The 13,881-nt window shown below is 72.3% G+C and carries 15 protein-coding genes; 6 read left to right on the top strand and 9 right to left on the bottom strand.

Annotated features, from left to right (window positions below):
* Positions 1-194: 194 nt before the first annotated feature.
* Genes AB0G56_RS16450 through AB0G56_RS16440 form a run of 3 tightly spaced genes read right to left on the bottom strand, consistent with a single transcriptional unit; the run spans position 195 to position 3,313 of the window.
* Positions 195-1,328 carry an Mrp/NBP35 family ATP-binding protein gene (locus tag AB0G56_RS16450; RefSeq protein ID WP_360969605.1) on the bottom strand — a complete coding sequence of 378 codons (1,134 nt, stop codon included), beginning with the start codon at positions 1,326-1,328 and terminating at the stop codon, positions 195-197.
* 43 nt (positions 1,329-1,371) lie between these two features.
* Positions 1,372-1,968 carry a DUF1003 domain-containing protein gene (locus AB0G56_RS16445; RefSeq protein ID WP_360969603.1) on the bottom strand — a complete coding sequence of 199 codons (597 nt, stop codon included), beginning with the start codon at positions 1,966-1,968 and terminating at the stop codon, positions 1,372-1,374.
* Complete coding sequence (locus AB0G56_RS16440; protein WP_360969601.1) at positions 1,958-3,313, bottom strand: CBS domain-containing protein; 1,356 nt, start codon at positions 3,311-3,313, stop codon at positions 1,958-1,960. The genes AB0G56_RS16445 and AB0G56_RS16440 overlap by 11 nt, the downstream gene beginning before the upstream one ends.
* Before the next feature lie 362 nt (positions 3,314-3,675).
* Between AB0G56_RS16440 and AB0G56_RS16435 the strand changes: the two genes are divergently transcribed.
* Complete coding sequence (locus tag AB0G56_RS16435; protein ID WP_360969599.1) at positions 3,676-4,464, top strand: hypothetical protein; 789 nt, start codon at positions 3,676-3,678, stop codon at positions 4,462-4,464.
* Positions 4,465-4,528: 64 nt separating this feature from the next.
* Here the strand turns inward: AB0G56_RS16435 and AB0G56_RS16430 are convergent, their stop codons facing one another.
* Both AB0G56_RS16430 and AB0G56_RS16425 read right to left on the bottom strand, forming a co-directional pair.
* On the bottom strand, positions 4,529-5,041 hold the full coding sequence (locus AB0G56_RS16430) for a hypothetical protein (RefSeq protein ID WP_360969597.1): 513 nt from the start codon (positions 5,039-5,041) through the stop codon (positions 4,529-4,531).
* Positions 5,042-5,082: 41 nt separating this feature from the next.
* The gene (locus tag AB0G56_RS16425) at positions 5,083-6,198 is read right to left on the bottom strand and encodes a magnesium and cobalt transport protein CorA (protein WP_360969596.1); all 1,116 of its coding nucleotides are present in this window, start codon (positions 6,196-6,198) and stop codon (positions 5,083-5,085) included.
* 471 nt (positions 6,199-6,669) lie between these two features.
* Between AB0G56_RS16425 and AB0G56_RS16420 the strand changes: the two genes are divergently transcribed.
* Complete coding sequence (locus AB0G56_RS16420; protein ID WP_360969594.1) at positions 6,670-7,254, top strand: suppressor of fused domain protein; 585 nt, start codon at positions 6,670-6,672, stop codon at positions 7,252-7,254.
* A gap of 31 nt (positions 7,255-7,285) precedes the next feature.
* Here AB0G56_RS16420 and AB0G56_RS16415 read toward each other — a convergent pair whose 3' ends face one another.
* Positions 7,286-8,515 (bottom strand): MFS transporter, encoded by a 1,230-nt coding sequence (locus AB0G56_RS16415; RefSeq protein WP_360969592.1) that lies wholly within the window; start codon positions 8,513-8,515, stop codon positions 7,286-7,288.
* 275 nt (positions 8,516-8,790) lie between these two features.
* On the opposite strand from AB0G56_RS16415, the gene AB0G56_RS16410 reads away from it, so the two are divergent.
* The 3 genes from AB0G56_RS16410 to AB0G56_RS16400 all read left to right on the top strand — a co-directional run bounded on the left by AB0G56_RS16410 (position 8,791) and on the right by AB0G56_RS16400 (position 11,157).
* Positions 8,791-9,432, top strand: a complete 642-nt coding sequence (locus AB0G56_RS16410) for a DUF6758 family protein (protein WP_360969591.1) — start codon at positions 8,791-8,793, stop codon at positions 9,430-9,432.
* 105 nt (positions 9,433-9,537) lie between these two features.
* On the top strand, positions 9,538-10,416 hold the full coding sequence (locus AB0G56_RS16405; protein ID WP_360969589.1) for a PHP domain-containing protein: 879 nt from the start codon (positions 9,538-9,540) through the stop codon (positions 10,414-10,416).
* A 135-nt stretch (positions 10,417-10,551) separates the two neighbouring features.
* Positions 10,552-11,157 (top strand): MarC family protein, encoded by a 606-nt coding sequence (locus tag AB0G56_RS16400; RefSeq protein ID WP_360969587.1) that lies wholly within the window; start codon positions 10,552-10,554, stop codon positions 11,155-11,157.
* A gap of 100 nt (positions 11,158-11,257) precedes the next feature.
* On the opposite strand, the gene AB0G56_RS16395 is transcribed toward AB0G56_RS16400, so the two are convergent.
* Positions 11,258-11,434: a hypothetical protein gene (locus AB0G56_RS16395; protein WP_360969635.1), complete on the bottom strand. Its 177-nt coding sequence runs from the start codon at positions 11,432-11,434 to the stop codon at positions 11,258-11,260.
* Between the two features lie 204 nt (positions 11,435-11,638).
* On the opposite strand from AB0G56_RS16395, the gene AB0G56_RS16390 reads away from it, so the two are divergent.
* Positions 11,639-12,547, top strand: a complete 909-nt coding sequence (locus tag AB0G56_RS16390) for an NYN domain-containing protein (protein WP_360969585.1) — start codon at positions 11,639-11,641, stop codon at positions 12,545-12,547.
* Positions 12,548-12,560: 13 nt separating this feature from the next.
* Here AB0G56_RS16390 and AB0G56_RS16385 read toward each other — a convergent pair whose 3' ends face one another.
* Positions 12,561-13,520, bottom strand: coding sequence for an alpha/beta hydrolase (locus AB0G56_RS16385; protein ID WP_360969583.1), 960 nt, complete (start codon positions 13,518-13,520; stop codon positions 12,561-12,563).
* A gap of 147 nt (positions 13,521-13,667) precedes the next feature.
* On the bottom strand, positions 13,668-13,881 hold a 214-nt coding region (locus AB0G56_RS16380), incomplete at its 5' end, for a hypothetical protein (protein ID WP_360969581.1).

Below are 13,881 nucleotides of genomic sequence, written 5' to 3'. Positions count from 1 at the left end.
GCTCGCGGGCGGCGCCTCGCGGGGGCCCCCGACCGCCCCGCCCACGCCGCCCCACCCCGCCGGGGCCCCGACGACGCTGGCCGCGGCCCGCGCCGACGGCGCCCTTCCTCGTCGTACGGGCTCCCACCGCCCCGTAGGAGGGCCGCAGGGGCTCGCCTGACCGGGCCCCCGCGGCCCGTGGGCCCGTGTGGGGCCTAGAACTTGTTCTTCGGCGTGAGGCCCAGCGAGAGCCCCGAAAGGCCGCGCTGGCGCCCGCCGAGCTTGCCCGCGATCGCGCGCAGCGCCGAGCCGGCCGGGGAGTCCGGGTCGGACAGGACGACGGGCTTGCCGTCGTCGCCGCCCTCGCGCAGCCGGACGTCGATGGGGATGGAACCGAGGACCGGGACCGAGGCGCCCGTGGTGCGGGTCAGGCCGTCGGCGACCGTCTGGCCGCCGCCCGTGCCGAACACGTCGACCATCTCGCCGCAGTGCGGGCAGGGCAGGCCGGACATGTTCTCGACGACGCCGACGATCTTCTGGTGGGTCTGCACGGCGATGGAGCCCGCCCGCTCGGCCACCTCGGCGGCGGCCTGCTGGGGCGTCGTCACCACCAGGATCTCCGCGTTGGGCACCAGCTGGGCGACGGAGATCGCGATGTCACCGGTGCCGGGCGGCAGGTCCAGCAGCAGGACGTCCAGGTCGCCCCAGTACACGTCCGCCAGGAACTGCTGGAGCGCGCGGTGCAGCATCGGGCCGCGCCAGACGACCGGCGCGTTGCCCGGGGTGAACATGCCGATGGAGATGACCTTCACGCCGTTCGCCGACGGCGGCATGATCATGTTCTCGACCTGGGTGGGACGGCCGTCCGCGCCCAGCATGCGGGGCACGCTGTGACCGTAGATGTCGGCGTCGACCACGCCCACCTTCAGGCCGTCGGCCGCCATCGCCGCCGCCAGGTTCACCGTCACCGAGGACTTGCCGACCCCGCCCTTGCCGGAGGCGACCGCGTAGACCCGGGTCAGGCTGCCCGGCTTGGCGAAGGGGACCTCGCGCTCGGCCTGGCCGCCACGCAGGGCGCTCGCCAGCTCCTTGCGCTGCTCGTCGCTCATCACGTCCAGCGACACGTCGACGCGGGTGACGCCCTCCACACGGGAGACCGCGTCGGTCACCCGCTGGGTGATCGTCTCGCGCATGGGGCAGCCGGAGACCGTCAGGTACACGGTGACCGCGACCGATCCGTCCGCGCCGATCTCCACCGATTTGACCATGCCCAGCTCGGTGATGGGTCGGTGGATCTCGGGGTCGTCAACCGTCGCCAGCGCTGCGCGCACCGCGTCTTCCGTAGCCATAAGGACGATGGTACGGCGCGCGGCGGCGGCCCCGGGACCCCCGTCAGCGGTCGTCCATGTCACGCCGGGGCGGACGTTCTGCCGGGAATACGGCTGGTTCGTGACGGTCGCCGTGCCGCTCCTGAAGTTCCTTCATCACGTCCTGCAGTTCCGAGCGGATCCAGTCGCGGGTCGCCACCTCGCCCAGGCCTATGCGCAGCGCGGCGATCTCCCGGGTCAGGTACTCGGTGTCGGCGATCGAGCGCTCGTTCTGCTTGCGGTCCTGTTCGAGGTTGACCCGGTCCCGGTCGTCCTGCCGGTTCTGCGCCAGCAGGATCAGCGGGGCGGCGTAGGAGGCCTGGAGGGACAGCGCCAGGGTCAGGAAGATGAACGGGTACTCGTCGAAGCGCAGATGGCGGGGTGCGGCCACGTTCCAGATGATCCAGACGATGATCACCACCGTCATCCAGACGATGAACCGTCCGGTGCCCAGGAAACGCGCGATCCGCTCGGAGAGCCGGCCGAAGGCCTCGGGGTCCCACTCGGGCAGCAGCCTGCGCCGCAGCGGGCGCGGCTGGTCCAGCCGGGCGGCCCGGGGGCGGCCCGCGGCGGTGGCCCCGGCCGGGTGCCGCTCGCGTGTGCTCTCGCGCTCAGCCGCCATGCGCGCCCACCCCCTGTCCGTCTCCCTGGCCGCGCCCCGTCGTGCGTCCGTCTCCCGTCGTGCCGCCCGCCGAGCCGCCGGGCCCGTCGTCCAGGTGGAACTCCGTCTCGCGCCAGTCGTCGGGCAGCATGTGGTCCAGGACGTCGTCCACGGTGACCGCGCCCAGCAACGCACCGGCCTCGTCCACGACGGGCGCCGCGACCATGTCGTACGTCGCGAAGAACCCGGCGACCACCGGCAGCGTGGCGTCCGGCGCGAGCGGTTGCAGGTCGTCGTCGAGGATCGAGCTGACGAGCGTGTAGGGCGGGTCGCGCAGCAGCCGCTGGAAGTGGACCGTGCCCAGGTACTTGCCCGTCGGGGTGTCGTCGGGCGGCCGGCAGACGTAGACCTGGGCGGCGAGCGCGGGGGACAGGTCGCGGTTGCGGACCCGGGCGAGCGCGTCGGCGACCGTCGCGTCCGGGCGCAGCACGATCGGCTCGGTCGTCATCAGGCCGCCCGCGGTGTGCTCCTCGTACGACATCAGGCGGCGCATGTCGGCGGCGTCGGCGGGCTGCATCAGGCCCAGCAGCCGCTCCTGCTCCGCCTCGGGCAGCTCGGCTAGCAGGTCGGCCGCGTCGTCGGGGTCCATGGCCTCCAGCACATCGGCCGCGCGTTCCCCCTTCAGCTTGCCCAGGATCTCGATCTGGTCGTCCTCCGGCAGTTCTTCGAGGACGTCGGCGAGGCGGTCGTCGTCCAGGGCGGCGGCGACCTCCGCGCGCCGCTTGGGCGACAGATGGTGCAGCACGTTCGCGAGGTCGGCGGGGCGCAGCTGCTCGAAGGTGGCGAGCAGGCTCTCCGCGCCCTGCCCGTGCTCCTCCAGCGAGAACCCGCTGACCGCCGACCACTCGACGGTCAGCGTCTCCCCCTTGCTGCGCCGGAACGCGCCGCCCTTGCGGCCCTTGCGGACGAAGACCCGGTCGACCTCCCAGTCCCGGCGCGCGGGCAGCTGATGCACCGACAGGTCCAGCACCGTGACCTGCTCGCCGCCCTCCACGAGCGTGACCCGCCGGTCCAGCAGCTCGCCGAAGACGAGTCGCTCGGTGGGCCGCTGCTCGAACCGCCGCACGTTGAGCACCCCGGTGGTGATGACCTGACCCGACTCGATGCTGGTGACGCGGGTCATGGGCAGGAAGATGCGGCGCCGGGTGGAGAGTTCGACGACGAGCCCGAGCAGGCGGGGCGGCCGACGGCCGACGCGCAGCATGACGACCAGGTCGCGCACCCGCCCCACCTGGTCGCCCGCCGGATCGAAGACGGCGACGCCCGCGAGGTGCGAGACGAAGATCCGCGGGGCGCCCGCTGCCATGACCGCGCCTCCCTTTCCTGCTCCGCGACTTCTCGCTCTGCGACTTCTTGATCTGCCGCTTCTTGATCTGCGACTTCTCGATCTGCTCGTCCTGCGACCTCATGCCCTGCGACTCACGTGCCGGGTCTTTCCCCCTGCCCGCTCAAGTGGGCTTCAGGCTAGCCCGTCCCGTCCGGATACGCCCTGGTGAGCCGTGCGGACGGACTGGCTCCGCCGGGCGGGGCCGCCCCCGGTACGCTGCCGTACGCCGCTACGGGTCCCGCCCGTCGCGCCGACTGCGTGGCGTGCGCCCCGCGTACGCTCCGCAGCGCCCGCCGCCTCCCGGCGCCCACCGCTCGCGAGCAAGAAAGGCAGTGCCGCCCGTGACTGCGATCCCCCCGTGCCGCCGTACCCGCCGGGCCGCGCTGACGAGCGCGCTGTGCGCGCTGGCCGTCGTCACGGGCACGGGGCTCACGGGGTGCTCCGGGGGCGACCCGGACGCGGGGACCAACGGCGTCGGCAAGCTGCCGGCCGACCGCATCCAGGCCAGGTCCAGGACGGCCGCCGAGTCCGCCGGCGCCGTGCACCTGTCGGGGAACGTGGTCAGCAACGGCCGTACCTACCGGCTCGACATGCGTCTGAAGTCCGGCGGCGGCACCGGTTCGGTCACCTCGCAGGGGGTGACGTTCGGGCTGCTGCGGGTCGGCAGGCAGCTGTACCTGAAGGCGGACGCCCAGTTCTGGGACAGCGCCGACGGCGACGGCAAGGACGGCGATCACACGGCGAACGGGAAGAACGGCCCGGACGGGGGGGCGGCCGGAAAGCTCGACGGCAAGTACGTGAAGGTGCCGCAGGACGACCCCGCCTACAAGCGGTTCAGCGGTTTCACGGACAAGGGCGTGCTCCTGGAGAGCCTGCTGACGCTGCACGGCACCCTCGCGACGGACGGCCACCACGAGCAGTCCGGAGTCCGTACCGTCCGCGTCACCGGCGGCAAGGGCACCGGCGGCACCCTGGACGTCTCCCTGGAGGGCACCCCCTACCCGCTGCGGCTGGTCCGGGCCGGCGACGCGGGCACGCTGAGCTTCTCGGAGTGGGGCAAGGACTTCCCGCTGGCCGAGCCGGACGCCGACGACACGGTCGACTACGGCAAGCAGCTGCCGGCGTCCTGAGAGCGGCCCCCGGGCACTGCCGCCGGCCCAGGGCGCGTGCCGCGCTCGTCCCGGCCGCGTTCCGTCACTTGCGCCGCCGCTTCTTCAGCAGCAGCCGGGGCAGCCCCGCCGGGGCCGGCTGCCGCGTGGTCGCCGGAGTGGGCAGCGGCGCCGCGGACAGCGAACCGTCGGGCAGCGCCTCGACGGTCCCCGTCGGTTCCAGGCGCAGCACCCGGCACTCGCGGGCCCAGCGCTCGGTCATGGCCTCGCCGTCCGGCGCGTTCAGGCGCTTGCCCTTCAGCTCGGCCACCGTCTCCCGCCACGCCTGCGACCCCGGGGCCAGCTCCACGGCCCGGGCCGTCCAGGTGACCAGCCGGCCGCCCTTGTCCTTGCTGCGCACCGTCACCTCGGCGGTGCCCCCGTCGGTCAGGTGCGGCAGTGGCTGCTCGCCGGGGCCGTCGCCGACCAGGCACGCGGCACCCTCGTGCCAGACGTGCCACAGCGGACGGGCCGGGACACCGGGTCCGTGGACCCAGATGAGGCCGGACTTCTTCGTGGCCTCCTCGACGAGGGCCCGGTCGAGGAACGCAGCAGTCATGGGAGCAGGGTAGCGAGGCGCGGCCGGGGCGGCGCCGCCGCTCACAGCCAGCCGTTGCGCTTGAGCGTGCGGTGGATGCCGAGGCAGATCGCGGCCGTGATGGCCATGACCGCCGGGTACCCGTACTTCCAGTGGGTCTCGGGCATGTACTTGAAGTTCATGCCGTAGACCCCGCACACCATCGTCGGTACGGCGATGATCGCGGCCCATGCGGTGATCTTCCGCATGTCCTCGTTCTGCGCGACGGAGGCCTGGGCGAGGTTGGCCTGGAGGATGGAGTTGAGCAGTTCGTCGAAGCCGATGACCTGCTCCTGGGCGCGGGCCAGGTGGTCGGCGACGTCCCGGAAGTACTTCTGGATGTCCGGGTCGATCAGCCGCATGGGCCGCTCGCTCAGCAGCTGCATGGGCCGCAGCAGCGGGGACACCGCGCGCTTGAACTCCATGACCTCGCGCTTGAGCTGGTAGATCCGCCCGGCGTCGGTGCCGCGCGGGGTGCGGCCGCGGCCCGGCGAGAACACCTCGGTCTCGACCTCGTCCACGTCGTCCTGGAGGGCGGAGGCGACCGCGATGTAGCCGTCCACGACGTGGTCGGCGATGGCGTGCAGCACCGCCGAGGGGCCCTTGGCCAGCAGGTCCGGCTCGTCCTGCAGCCGGTGCCGCAGGGCCCGCAGCGAACCCTGCCCGCCGTGGCGGACGGTGATGAAGAAGTCCCGTCCGGTGAAGCACATCACCTCACCCGTCTCGACCACCTCGCTGTTGGCGGTGAGCTGGTCGTGGTCGACGTAGTGGATGGTCTTGAAGACGGTGAACAGGGAGTCGTCGTAGCGCTCCAGCTTGGGCCGCTGGTGGGCCTGGACGGCGTCCTCGACGGCGAGGGGGTGCAGTCCGAACTCCGAGGCGATGCCCGCGAATTCGGCCTCGGTGGGCTCGTGCAGCCCGATCCACACGAAGCCCCCGTCGCGCCGCACCTGGCGCATCGCCTCCTGCGGCGTGAGCGGTGCGGGGGTCTCCAGACGGGCGCCGTCGCGGTAGACGGCGCAGTCGACGACGGCCGAGGGGGTGGCCGGGTCGCGGGTGGTGTCGTACGTGCCGCTGTCCTTGCGCTGTGCCGGGCGCGACGGGCGGACCACGGCACGCAGGTCACGGATCATCGACATGCGGGGCTCCTTCGTGACGAGCGACGAAGAGCGCCGACGGCGGTCGGAACTGCCCGGAATGAGGACGTCCGGTGTGCGGATGTTTCGCACGTCCACAAAGCGGGGAGCACCGCACCGACGCGGTGACGGGCTTCGTCACTGATTCGATCGGTCAGATCGGGCGATCAGGCAAACGAAACGAAGTGCTCTTCCGTACGACGCGCGCGGGGGCACGAAGGCGAGAGGTGGCGGGTCAGCCGGAGCCGGAACAGCTACATCAGCGGCGGGAAGAGCGGGTGCTACTGCACGGTCGACTTCGATCCATGACAGCCCCACCTCCTCCGGCCGGTCCCTCGTGAGGGAGTCCCATCGGCGTCGGGGCTTGATCGCGACGCTTCTGCGTGCTGCCCCGAACCACCGAGTCAGAGTATCAGTCGGCCAACGTGTCAAGGTGCCGCTTTGCCGGGTACTGACGAGTTCTATGCTCGCGGCATGGCAGATGTTCTTGCACTGGTCGAAGCCCGGTTGCGCGCCGCGCTGGGCGAGCCGGACGCGCGCGCGGCGGTCACCTTCCTCGGTACGGACCGCATCGAGGTACTGCGCTTCCTGGCGGGGGACATCGTCCGGTACGCCACCCTCGGCATGTCGGCCCGTCCGATGGCGGACCCCACGGTACTGCTCGCCGACCCGGTCCAGGGGCCGCGCGCCGAGCTGGTGCTGAGTGTGCGGGCCGGGCTCGCCGACACCGACAAGGTGCTGCGCCCGCTGGCCGTGCTCGCCGCGTCCCCGCAGGTCGAGGGTGTGGTCGTGGCACCGGGCGCCTCGCTCGACGTGGGCGGGGAGCTGTGGCCCGGGGCGCCCTTCACCTCGGTCCTGGTGGCCGAGCCGGGCGGCCTGGTGGAGGACCTGGAACTCGACGCGCCGCTGGACCCCGTACGGTTCCTGCCGCTGCTGCCGATGACCCCGAACGAGGCCGCCTGGAAGCGGGTGCACGGCGCACAGGCACTCCAGGAGCGCTGGCTGACGGGTGGGACGGACCTGCGGGACCCTGCCCGCCGGTCCGTCCCGCTGGAGTGACCGAACTCACCCAAGAGGTGGGTGGGGTGCGTCAGTTGGCGAAGACGGTGACACCGTCCTCCGTCGCGTGGCGCGGTTCCATCTCCTCCGCCTCGTGGGCGAGGGCCCGGCGCCGCACCAGCACCACCAGCGCGCCCAGCACGGCGGTGGCGCCGGCGACCACGAACGGGACGTGGATGTCGGTCCACTCCTCGATCTTGGGCGCCAGGTAGGGCGCGGCGGCCGCGGCGAACCAGCGCACGAAGTTGTAGCCCGCGCTCGCCACCGGACGCGGCGCGTCCGACACCCCGAGCGCCAGCTCGGTGTAGACGGTGTTGTTCACGCCGATGAACGCGCCGGACAGGATGGTGCAGACGATCGCGGTGGTGTGGTCGCCGTAGCCGAGGACGACGACGTCGGCGGCCAGCAGCACCAGGGAACCGCCGAGCACCTTCAGCGAGCCGAACCGCGCCTGCATGCGCGGGGCCACCAGCACGGAGAACACCGCGAGCAGCAGGCCCCAGGCGAAGAAGACGGCGCCCGACTTGTAGGGCGTCATGTTCAGCACGAACGGCGTGAAGGCCAGCACGGTGAAGAACGTGTAGTTGTAGAAGAACGCCGAGACGGCCGCCGAGGCGAGACCGCCGTGGCCGAGCGCCTTGATCGGGTCGAGCAGCGAGGTCTTGCGGGCCGGCTTCGGCTGCTCCTTCAGGAACGCCGTGATGCACAGGAAGCCGACGGCCATCAGGCAGGCGGTGCCGAAGAAGGGGTAGCGCCAGCTGGCGTTGCCGAGCAGGGCGCCCACCAGCGGGCCGCACGCCATGCCGAGGCCGAGCGCGGACTCGTAGAGCAGGATGGCCGCCGCGCTGCCGCCCGCCGCCGCGCCGACGATGACCGCGAGCGCCGTGGAGACGAAGAGCGCGTTGCCCAGCCCCCAGCCGGCCCGGAAGCCGACCAGCTGGCCGACCGAGCCGGAGGTGCCGGCGAGCCCGGCGAAGACCACCACGAAGGCGAGGCCGAGCAGCAGCGTCTTGCGTCCGCCGATGCGGCTGGAGACGAAGCCGGTCACCAGCATCGCCACGGCGGTGATCAGGAAGTAGGAGGTGAACAGCAGGGAGACCTGGCTGGCGGTGGCGTCCAGGCCCTTGGCGATGGAGGGCAGGATCGGGTCGACCAGACCGATGCCCATGAAGGCGACGACGGACGCGCCGGCCGTCGCCCAGACGGCCTTCGGCTGCCGCAGGATGCTGCCGGCGCCCGCGTCGAAGGGGTCCGCGGCCATGCGTGCTCCAATCCGGACGGAGGGGTGTGGGACGGGTGAGTGTGCGGGTGGGTGGTGCGGTGGGCCAGCAGGATGGTTGGCTTATGCACATAGTAAGTTAGCTCGGCTAATTAATGCAAGATGCATCTACTTCTTTCCGCCCGGGCGGGTCCTTCTTTCCGGCCGGGCGGGGCCTGCCGTCCGGCCGGGCGGGGCCTGCCGTCCGGCCGGGCGGGTCCCTCCGGACGGGTGATCGTCCTTGACGCGGCGCGGTCCGGGTAGGAGCGTGGGGCTCTATGAGGGGCGAACCCAGTTGCCCGAAGTGCGGTGGCCGGGTCAGGGCTCCCGGACTCTTCAGCGACACCTGGCAGTGCGCTGTCCACGGGACGGTGTATCCGGTGCAGCCCGTGACCCCGCCCAGCGTCGAGGGGCTCGGCGTCGTCGTGCACCGCACCCAGGTGCCCGTGTGGATGCCGTGGCCACTGCCCGTCGGCTGGCTGTTCACGGGCGTGGCCAGCGCGGGTGACGACCGCAGCGGCGGCCGCGCGACCGCCGTGGCCTGCTCGGGTCCCGGACCGCTCGGCGGCATGGGCGAACTGATCCTGGTCGCCGAGGAGCTGGGCGTCGGCCTCGGCGCTCGCTACGCCGGCATCGAGGGCCCGGACCCCGGCCCGTGCCTGAACGTCGAGAAGCCGCCGGACGCCAAGGTGCTGGCCGGTGGCCGTCCCACCCCGCTGTGGCACGTCTCCGGTGTCCCGGTGGACCGCGCCGTCTTCGCCGGCGAGGCCCGCGGGCTGTGGCTGTGGGCGGTGGTCTGGCCCGAGCAGTCGGGCCTGCTGATGTACGACGAACTGGTCCTGGCCGATCTGCGGGACGCGGGCGCCGAGGTCGACCTGGTGCCGTACGGGGCCCTGTCGCCGCGGTTGCTGCAGCCGTGACCGTGTAGGGGGCGGGGCGGCCGAGCGGCTGTGACAGGGGCACCCCTTGTCTCCCGTTATCCTTGAGTGTCCCTTTCCGTCCCGTCGCAGCCTGGAGTCCGTGTCGTGCGTATCGACCTGCACACCCACTCCACCGCGTCCGACGGTACGGACTCCCCGGCCGAACTCGTGCGGAACGCCGCCGCGGCCGGACTGGACGTCGTCGCGCTGACCGACCACGACACCACGCGCGGGCACGCGGAAGCGGTCGCGGCCCTGCCCGACGGGCTCACCCTGGTCACCGGCGCCGAACTCTCCTGCCGCATCGACGGCATCAGCATGCACATGCTGGCCTACCTCTTCGACCCCGCGGAGCCCGCCCTGCTCGCCGAGCGGGAACTGGTCCGCGACGACCGGGTGCCGCGCGCGCAGGGCATGGTCGCCAAGCTGAACGAGCTGGGCGTCCCGGTCACCTGGGACCAGGTCGCGCGCATCGCGGGCGACGGTTCGGTCGGACGGCCGCACGTCGCCTCCGCCCTCGTGGAGCTGGGCGTCGTACCGACCGTGAGCGACGCCTTCACCGACCAGTGGCTGGCCGACGGCGGCCGGGCCTGGGTCGCCAAGCACGAGACGGACCCGTTCGAGGCGATCCGGCTGGTCAAGGGGGCCGGTGGGGTCTGTGTCCTCGCGCACCCGGCCGCGGCCAAGCGCGGCCGTACGGTCCCGGAGTCCGCCATCGCCGAGCTGGCCGCGGCCGGCCTCGACGGCATCGAGGTCGACCACATGGACCACGACCCGCAGACCCGGGCCCGGCTGCGCGGCCTGGCGAAGGAGCTGGGACTGCTGGTCACCGGCTCCAGCGACTACCACGGCGGCCGCAAGGCGGTCTCGCTGGGCGAGTTCACCACGCACCCCGACGTGTACGGGGAGATCACCCGGCGGGCGACCGGAGCGTTCCCGGTGCCGGGCGCCGGCGGAACCGGCGCGGTCGCGGGCGTGGCCTGACGCTCACGCGCCCCTCGCACGCCCTCCTGCTTCTCCCTCTCGGATCTCTCCTCTCTCTCCGGGCTCTCCGGGCTCTCCGGGCTCTCCGGGCTCTCCGGTCTCTTCTTCCGCACGTACGCAAGGCCTGTTCAGACGATGTTCGACGCTGCCGTCTTCGGCTCCCTCTTCCTCACCCTTTTCGTCATCATGGATCCCCCCGGGATCACGCCGATCTTCCTCGCGCTGACCGCGGGACGACCCGCCAAGATCCAGAAGCGGATGGCCTTCCAGGCCGTCTGCGTGGCGGGCGGCGTGATCGCCGTGTTCGGTGTGCTCGGCCACCAGATCCTCGACTACCTGCACGTATCCGTTCCCGCGCTGATGATCGCGGGCGGGCTGCTCCTGCTGCTGATCGCGCTGGACCTGCTCACCGGCAAGACCGACGAGCCCAAGGCGACCAAGGACGTCAACGTCGCCCTGGTCCCGCTCGGCATGCCGCTGCTGGCGGGCCCGGGTGCGATCGTGTCCGTCATCCTCGCCGTGCAGAAGGCCGACAGTGTGGGCACCCAGATCTCCGTGTGGTCGGCGATCGTCGCCATCCACGTCGTGCTGTGGCTGGTCATGCGCTACTCGCTGCTGATCATCCGGGTCATCAAGGACGGCGGCGTGGTCCTGGTGACGCGGCTGGCGGGCATGATGCTCTCCGCGATCGCCGTCCAGCAGATCATCAACGGCATCACCCAGGTGGTCCGGGGCGCCTGACCCGGCGCCCGCCCGGGCCGCGGCACGGACGGAGCCCCCGTACGGCATCGCTCGCGCGTGCCGTGCGGGGGCTCCGAAGTGCGAAAACCAGGCCCTGCTGTTACGAGGCCGGGGTGTCGGCCGGGCGGATCCAGAGCCGCTGGCCGATCGCTGCGGCCTGCTGAACGATCCGATTGACGGAGGCGGCGTCCACGACGGTGCTGTCCACGGTGGTGCCGTCGACCTCGTCGAGTCGCATGATCTCGAAGCGCAAGGGCTTCTCCCTTCGTCTGGTCATCCTCCTGCGGAGAATTACTGTGAGATGGATGGTGCACGTGGCATCGGTGCCCCGCGTTCCTTATGGGACAACGGGTTCCCCGCCGAGAACATTCCCTACGCTAAAGAAATTTTTCGAACGGCTAATTACTGACGGGTCGAAGACTTCGAACGACCGACCGGGACCGGTTGTATTCGCAGCGTGACCAACGGGACAATGGACCCGATGAACGAGGCCATGAACGAGGACCGCGCGGCGCTCGCCGCCCGCATCGACCGCACGAACGAGCTGCTGGAACGCATGCTCGCCGAGGTGGCCAAGACACCCTCCACCCACGCGATCTTCGTCGATGCCGGGTACCTCTACGCCGCCGCGGGCCGCCTCGTGGCCGGCACCGAGGACCGCCGGGCCTTCGATTTGGACGCCGAGGGCCTCATCGACGCGCTCATCGACCGGGCCCGCACCGTCTTCGCCGACAGCCGGCTGCTGCGCGTGTACTGGTACGACGGCGCCCGGCGCCGCATCCACACCGCCGAGCAGCAGTCCATCGCCGAACTGCCCGACGTGAAGGTCCGCCTCGGCAACCTCAACGCGAACAACCAGCAGAAGGGCGTCGACTCCCTCATCCGCTCCGACCTGGAGTCCTTGGCCAGGCACCGCGCGATCAGCGACGCCGCCCTGCTCGGCGGCGACGAGGACCTGGTCTCCGCCGTGGAGGCCGCCCAGGGCTACGGCGCCCGCGTCCACCTGTGGGGCATCGAGGCCCCGGAGGGCCGCAACCAGGCCGAGCCGCTGCTGTGGGAGGTCGACAGCCAGCGCACCCTCGACCTCGACTTCTTCAAGCCCTACGTCTCCCGGCGCACGGCTGCCACCTACGACCCCGCGGGCACCACCCGGCCGAGCCGGGAGGACGTCCGTTTCGTCGGCGCGCAGATCGCCGCGAAGTGGCTCGCGGCACGCGGCCGGGACAGCCTCGCCGAACTCCTCCCCGGCCACCCCTACCTGCCCGGTTCGGTGGACCAGGACCTCCTGGTCGAGGCCGAGGGCCTCCTCCAGTACTCGCTGCGCGGCCAGGCCGACCTGCGGCGCGCCCTGCGGGACGGCTTCTGGGACCACCTCCAGGCGCAGTACTGACGGGCCGGCCGCGCTACTGGTCCATGCGGTCCGTGCGGTCCGGGAGGCCGGTGCCGGTGCCGGTGCCGCCCGCCCGGTCCGTGCTGTCCCAGAAGTCGGCGAGCGCGAGGGCGGTGGCGAGCGGCTGGTCGCAGTTGGGGGAGTGCTCGGCGCCCTCGACGATCGTGCGCCGGGCCCCGAGCCGTACGGCCATGTCGTCCAGGAGCGGCACCGGCCAGGCGTCGTCCCGGGCGCCCGAGAGGACGTGGAACGGCAGCGGAACGGCGGCGAGGTCCGCTACCCGGTCCGGTTCCCCGCACAGCTGACGGCCGGTGGCCAGCAGTTGCGCGGGCTTGTTGCCCAGCCAGCGACGACGCAGGTCCGCCCGGTCGTCCACGGCGGAGTCGAGGCCCGCCGCGAGACCACTGTCCCCCGCAGCGGGGTCGTCGGGCGTCGCGGCTGACTCCATCGACTGGATGACGTCCCAGACCTCGGCCATCGACATCACCGCGAGCGCGTCCCGCAGCAGCTTCACACGCTGCCGCTGCGCGGGGGAGACCTGCGCCGGACCGGACGACATGAGGGTGAGCGAGACGAAGGGGGAGTGGTCGAGCAGGACGGCCGCACGGGCGATCTGCCCCCCGAGGGAGTGCCCGACCAGGTGGACGGGCGTGCCGAGCGCGGCGGCCTGCGCGAGAACGTCCCGGGCGAGCTGCTCCTGGGCGTACGCCGACTCGTCGTCCTCGGGCCCGTCCGACTCGAACTGCCCGCGTCCGTCCACGGCCACGGTTCGGTAGCCGCGCGCGGAGAGCGGTGCGTGCAGCGGGTTGAAGTCCTCCTTGCTCCCGGTGAAGCCGGGCAGCAGCAGCGCCGTGCCCCTGGCTTCGGCACCGGCCGCCGCGGGCGCGTCGACGACGGCGAACTCACCGCGCGCGGTACGCAGCCGGTGGCTCCGGGCGCCGGGCGGCGGGACGAAGGTCGGGGGCCTGCTCATGCCGTGAGGTTATCGGGCCCGGTGGACGGCGGCCCGGACCACCCCGGGCGGGGGAGCCGGCGGGCCGGGGAGTGCCCGGACGCCGAACGGCCCGGCCCACACGGAGTGGACCGGGCCGTTCGGCGATCTACCGGGGGACGCGGTGGCTCACGCCTCCGCTGACTCGACGGCGGCCGCCGTCTTGCGGGTCCGGCGACGCGGCGCGGCTTCCGGCTCGCCGGTCGCCTGCGCCGGGATCTCCGCACCGGCGGCGTCGGCGGACTCGGCGGCCTTGCGGGTACGGCGGCGCGGCTTGGCCTCCGCCTCCCCGGCGGCAGCCGGCACCTCGGCCGGAGCGGCCTTCTTGCGCGTGGTGCGCTTG

It is taken from the genome of Streptomyces sp. NPDC021356, from assembly GCF_040641015.1.
Lineage (GTDB): Bacteria > Actinomycetota > Actinomycetes > Streptomycetales > Streptomycetaceae > Streptomyces.
The sequence above is the reverse complement of the archived record's forward strand: the minus strand, read 5'-3'. Positions and strand labels throughout refer to the sequence as shown.

Coding starts and splice junctions, on each gene's coding strand:
- AB0G56_RS16450 (WP_360969605.1), bottom strand. CDS start 1,328: ATGGCTACGGAAGACGCGGTGCGCGCAGCGCTGGCGACGGTTGACGAC.
- AB0G56_RS16445 (WP_360969603.1), bottom strand. CDS start 1,968: ATGGCGGCTGAGCGCGAGAGCACACGCGAGCGGCACCCGGCCGGGGCC.
- AB0G56_RS16395 (WP_360969635.1), bottom strand. CDS start 11,434: ATGACCAGACGAAGGGAGAAGCCCTTGCGCTTCGAGATCATGCGACTC.
- AB0G56_RS16410 (WP_360969591.1), top strand. CDS start 8,791: ATGAGGGGCGAACCCAGTTGCCCGAAGTGCGGTGGCCGGGTCAGGGCT.
- AB0G56_RS16400 (WP_360969587.1), top strand. CDS start 10,552: ATGTTCGACGCTGCCGTCTTCGGCTCCCTCTTCCTCACCCTTTTCGTC.
- AB0G56_RS16420 (WP_360969594.1), top strand. CDS start 6,670: ATGGCAGATGTTCTTGCACTGGTCGAAGCCCGGTTGCGCGCCGCGCTG.
- AB0G56_RS16430 (WP_360969597.1), bottom strand. CDS start 5,041: ATGACTGCTGCGTTCCTCGACCGGGCCCTCGTCGAGGAGGCCACGAAG.
- AB0G56_RS16440 (WP_360969601.1), bottom strand. CDS start 3,313: ATGGCAGCGGGCGCCCCGCGGATCTTCGTCTCGCACCTCGCGGGCGTC.
- AB0G56_RS16415 (WP_360969592.1), bottom strand. CDS start 8,515: ATGGCCGCGGACCCCTTCGACGCGGGCGCCGGCAGCATCCTGCGGCAG.
- AB0G56_RS16390 (WP_360969585.1), top strand. CDS start 11,639: ATGAACGAGGCCATGAACGAGGACCGCGCGGCGCTCGCCGCCCGCATC.
- AB0G56_RS16385 (WP_360969583.1), bottom strand. CDS start 13,520: ATGAGCAGGCCCCCGACCTTCGTCCCGCCGCCCGGCGCCCGGAGCCAC.
- AB0G56_RS16425 (WP_360969596.1), bottom strand. CDS start 6,198: ATGTCGATGATCCGTGACCTGCGTGCCGTGGTCCGCCCGTCGCGCCCG.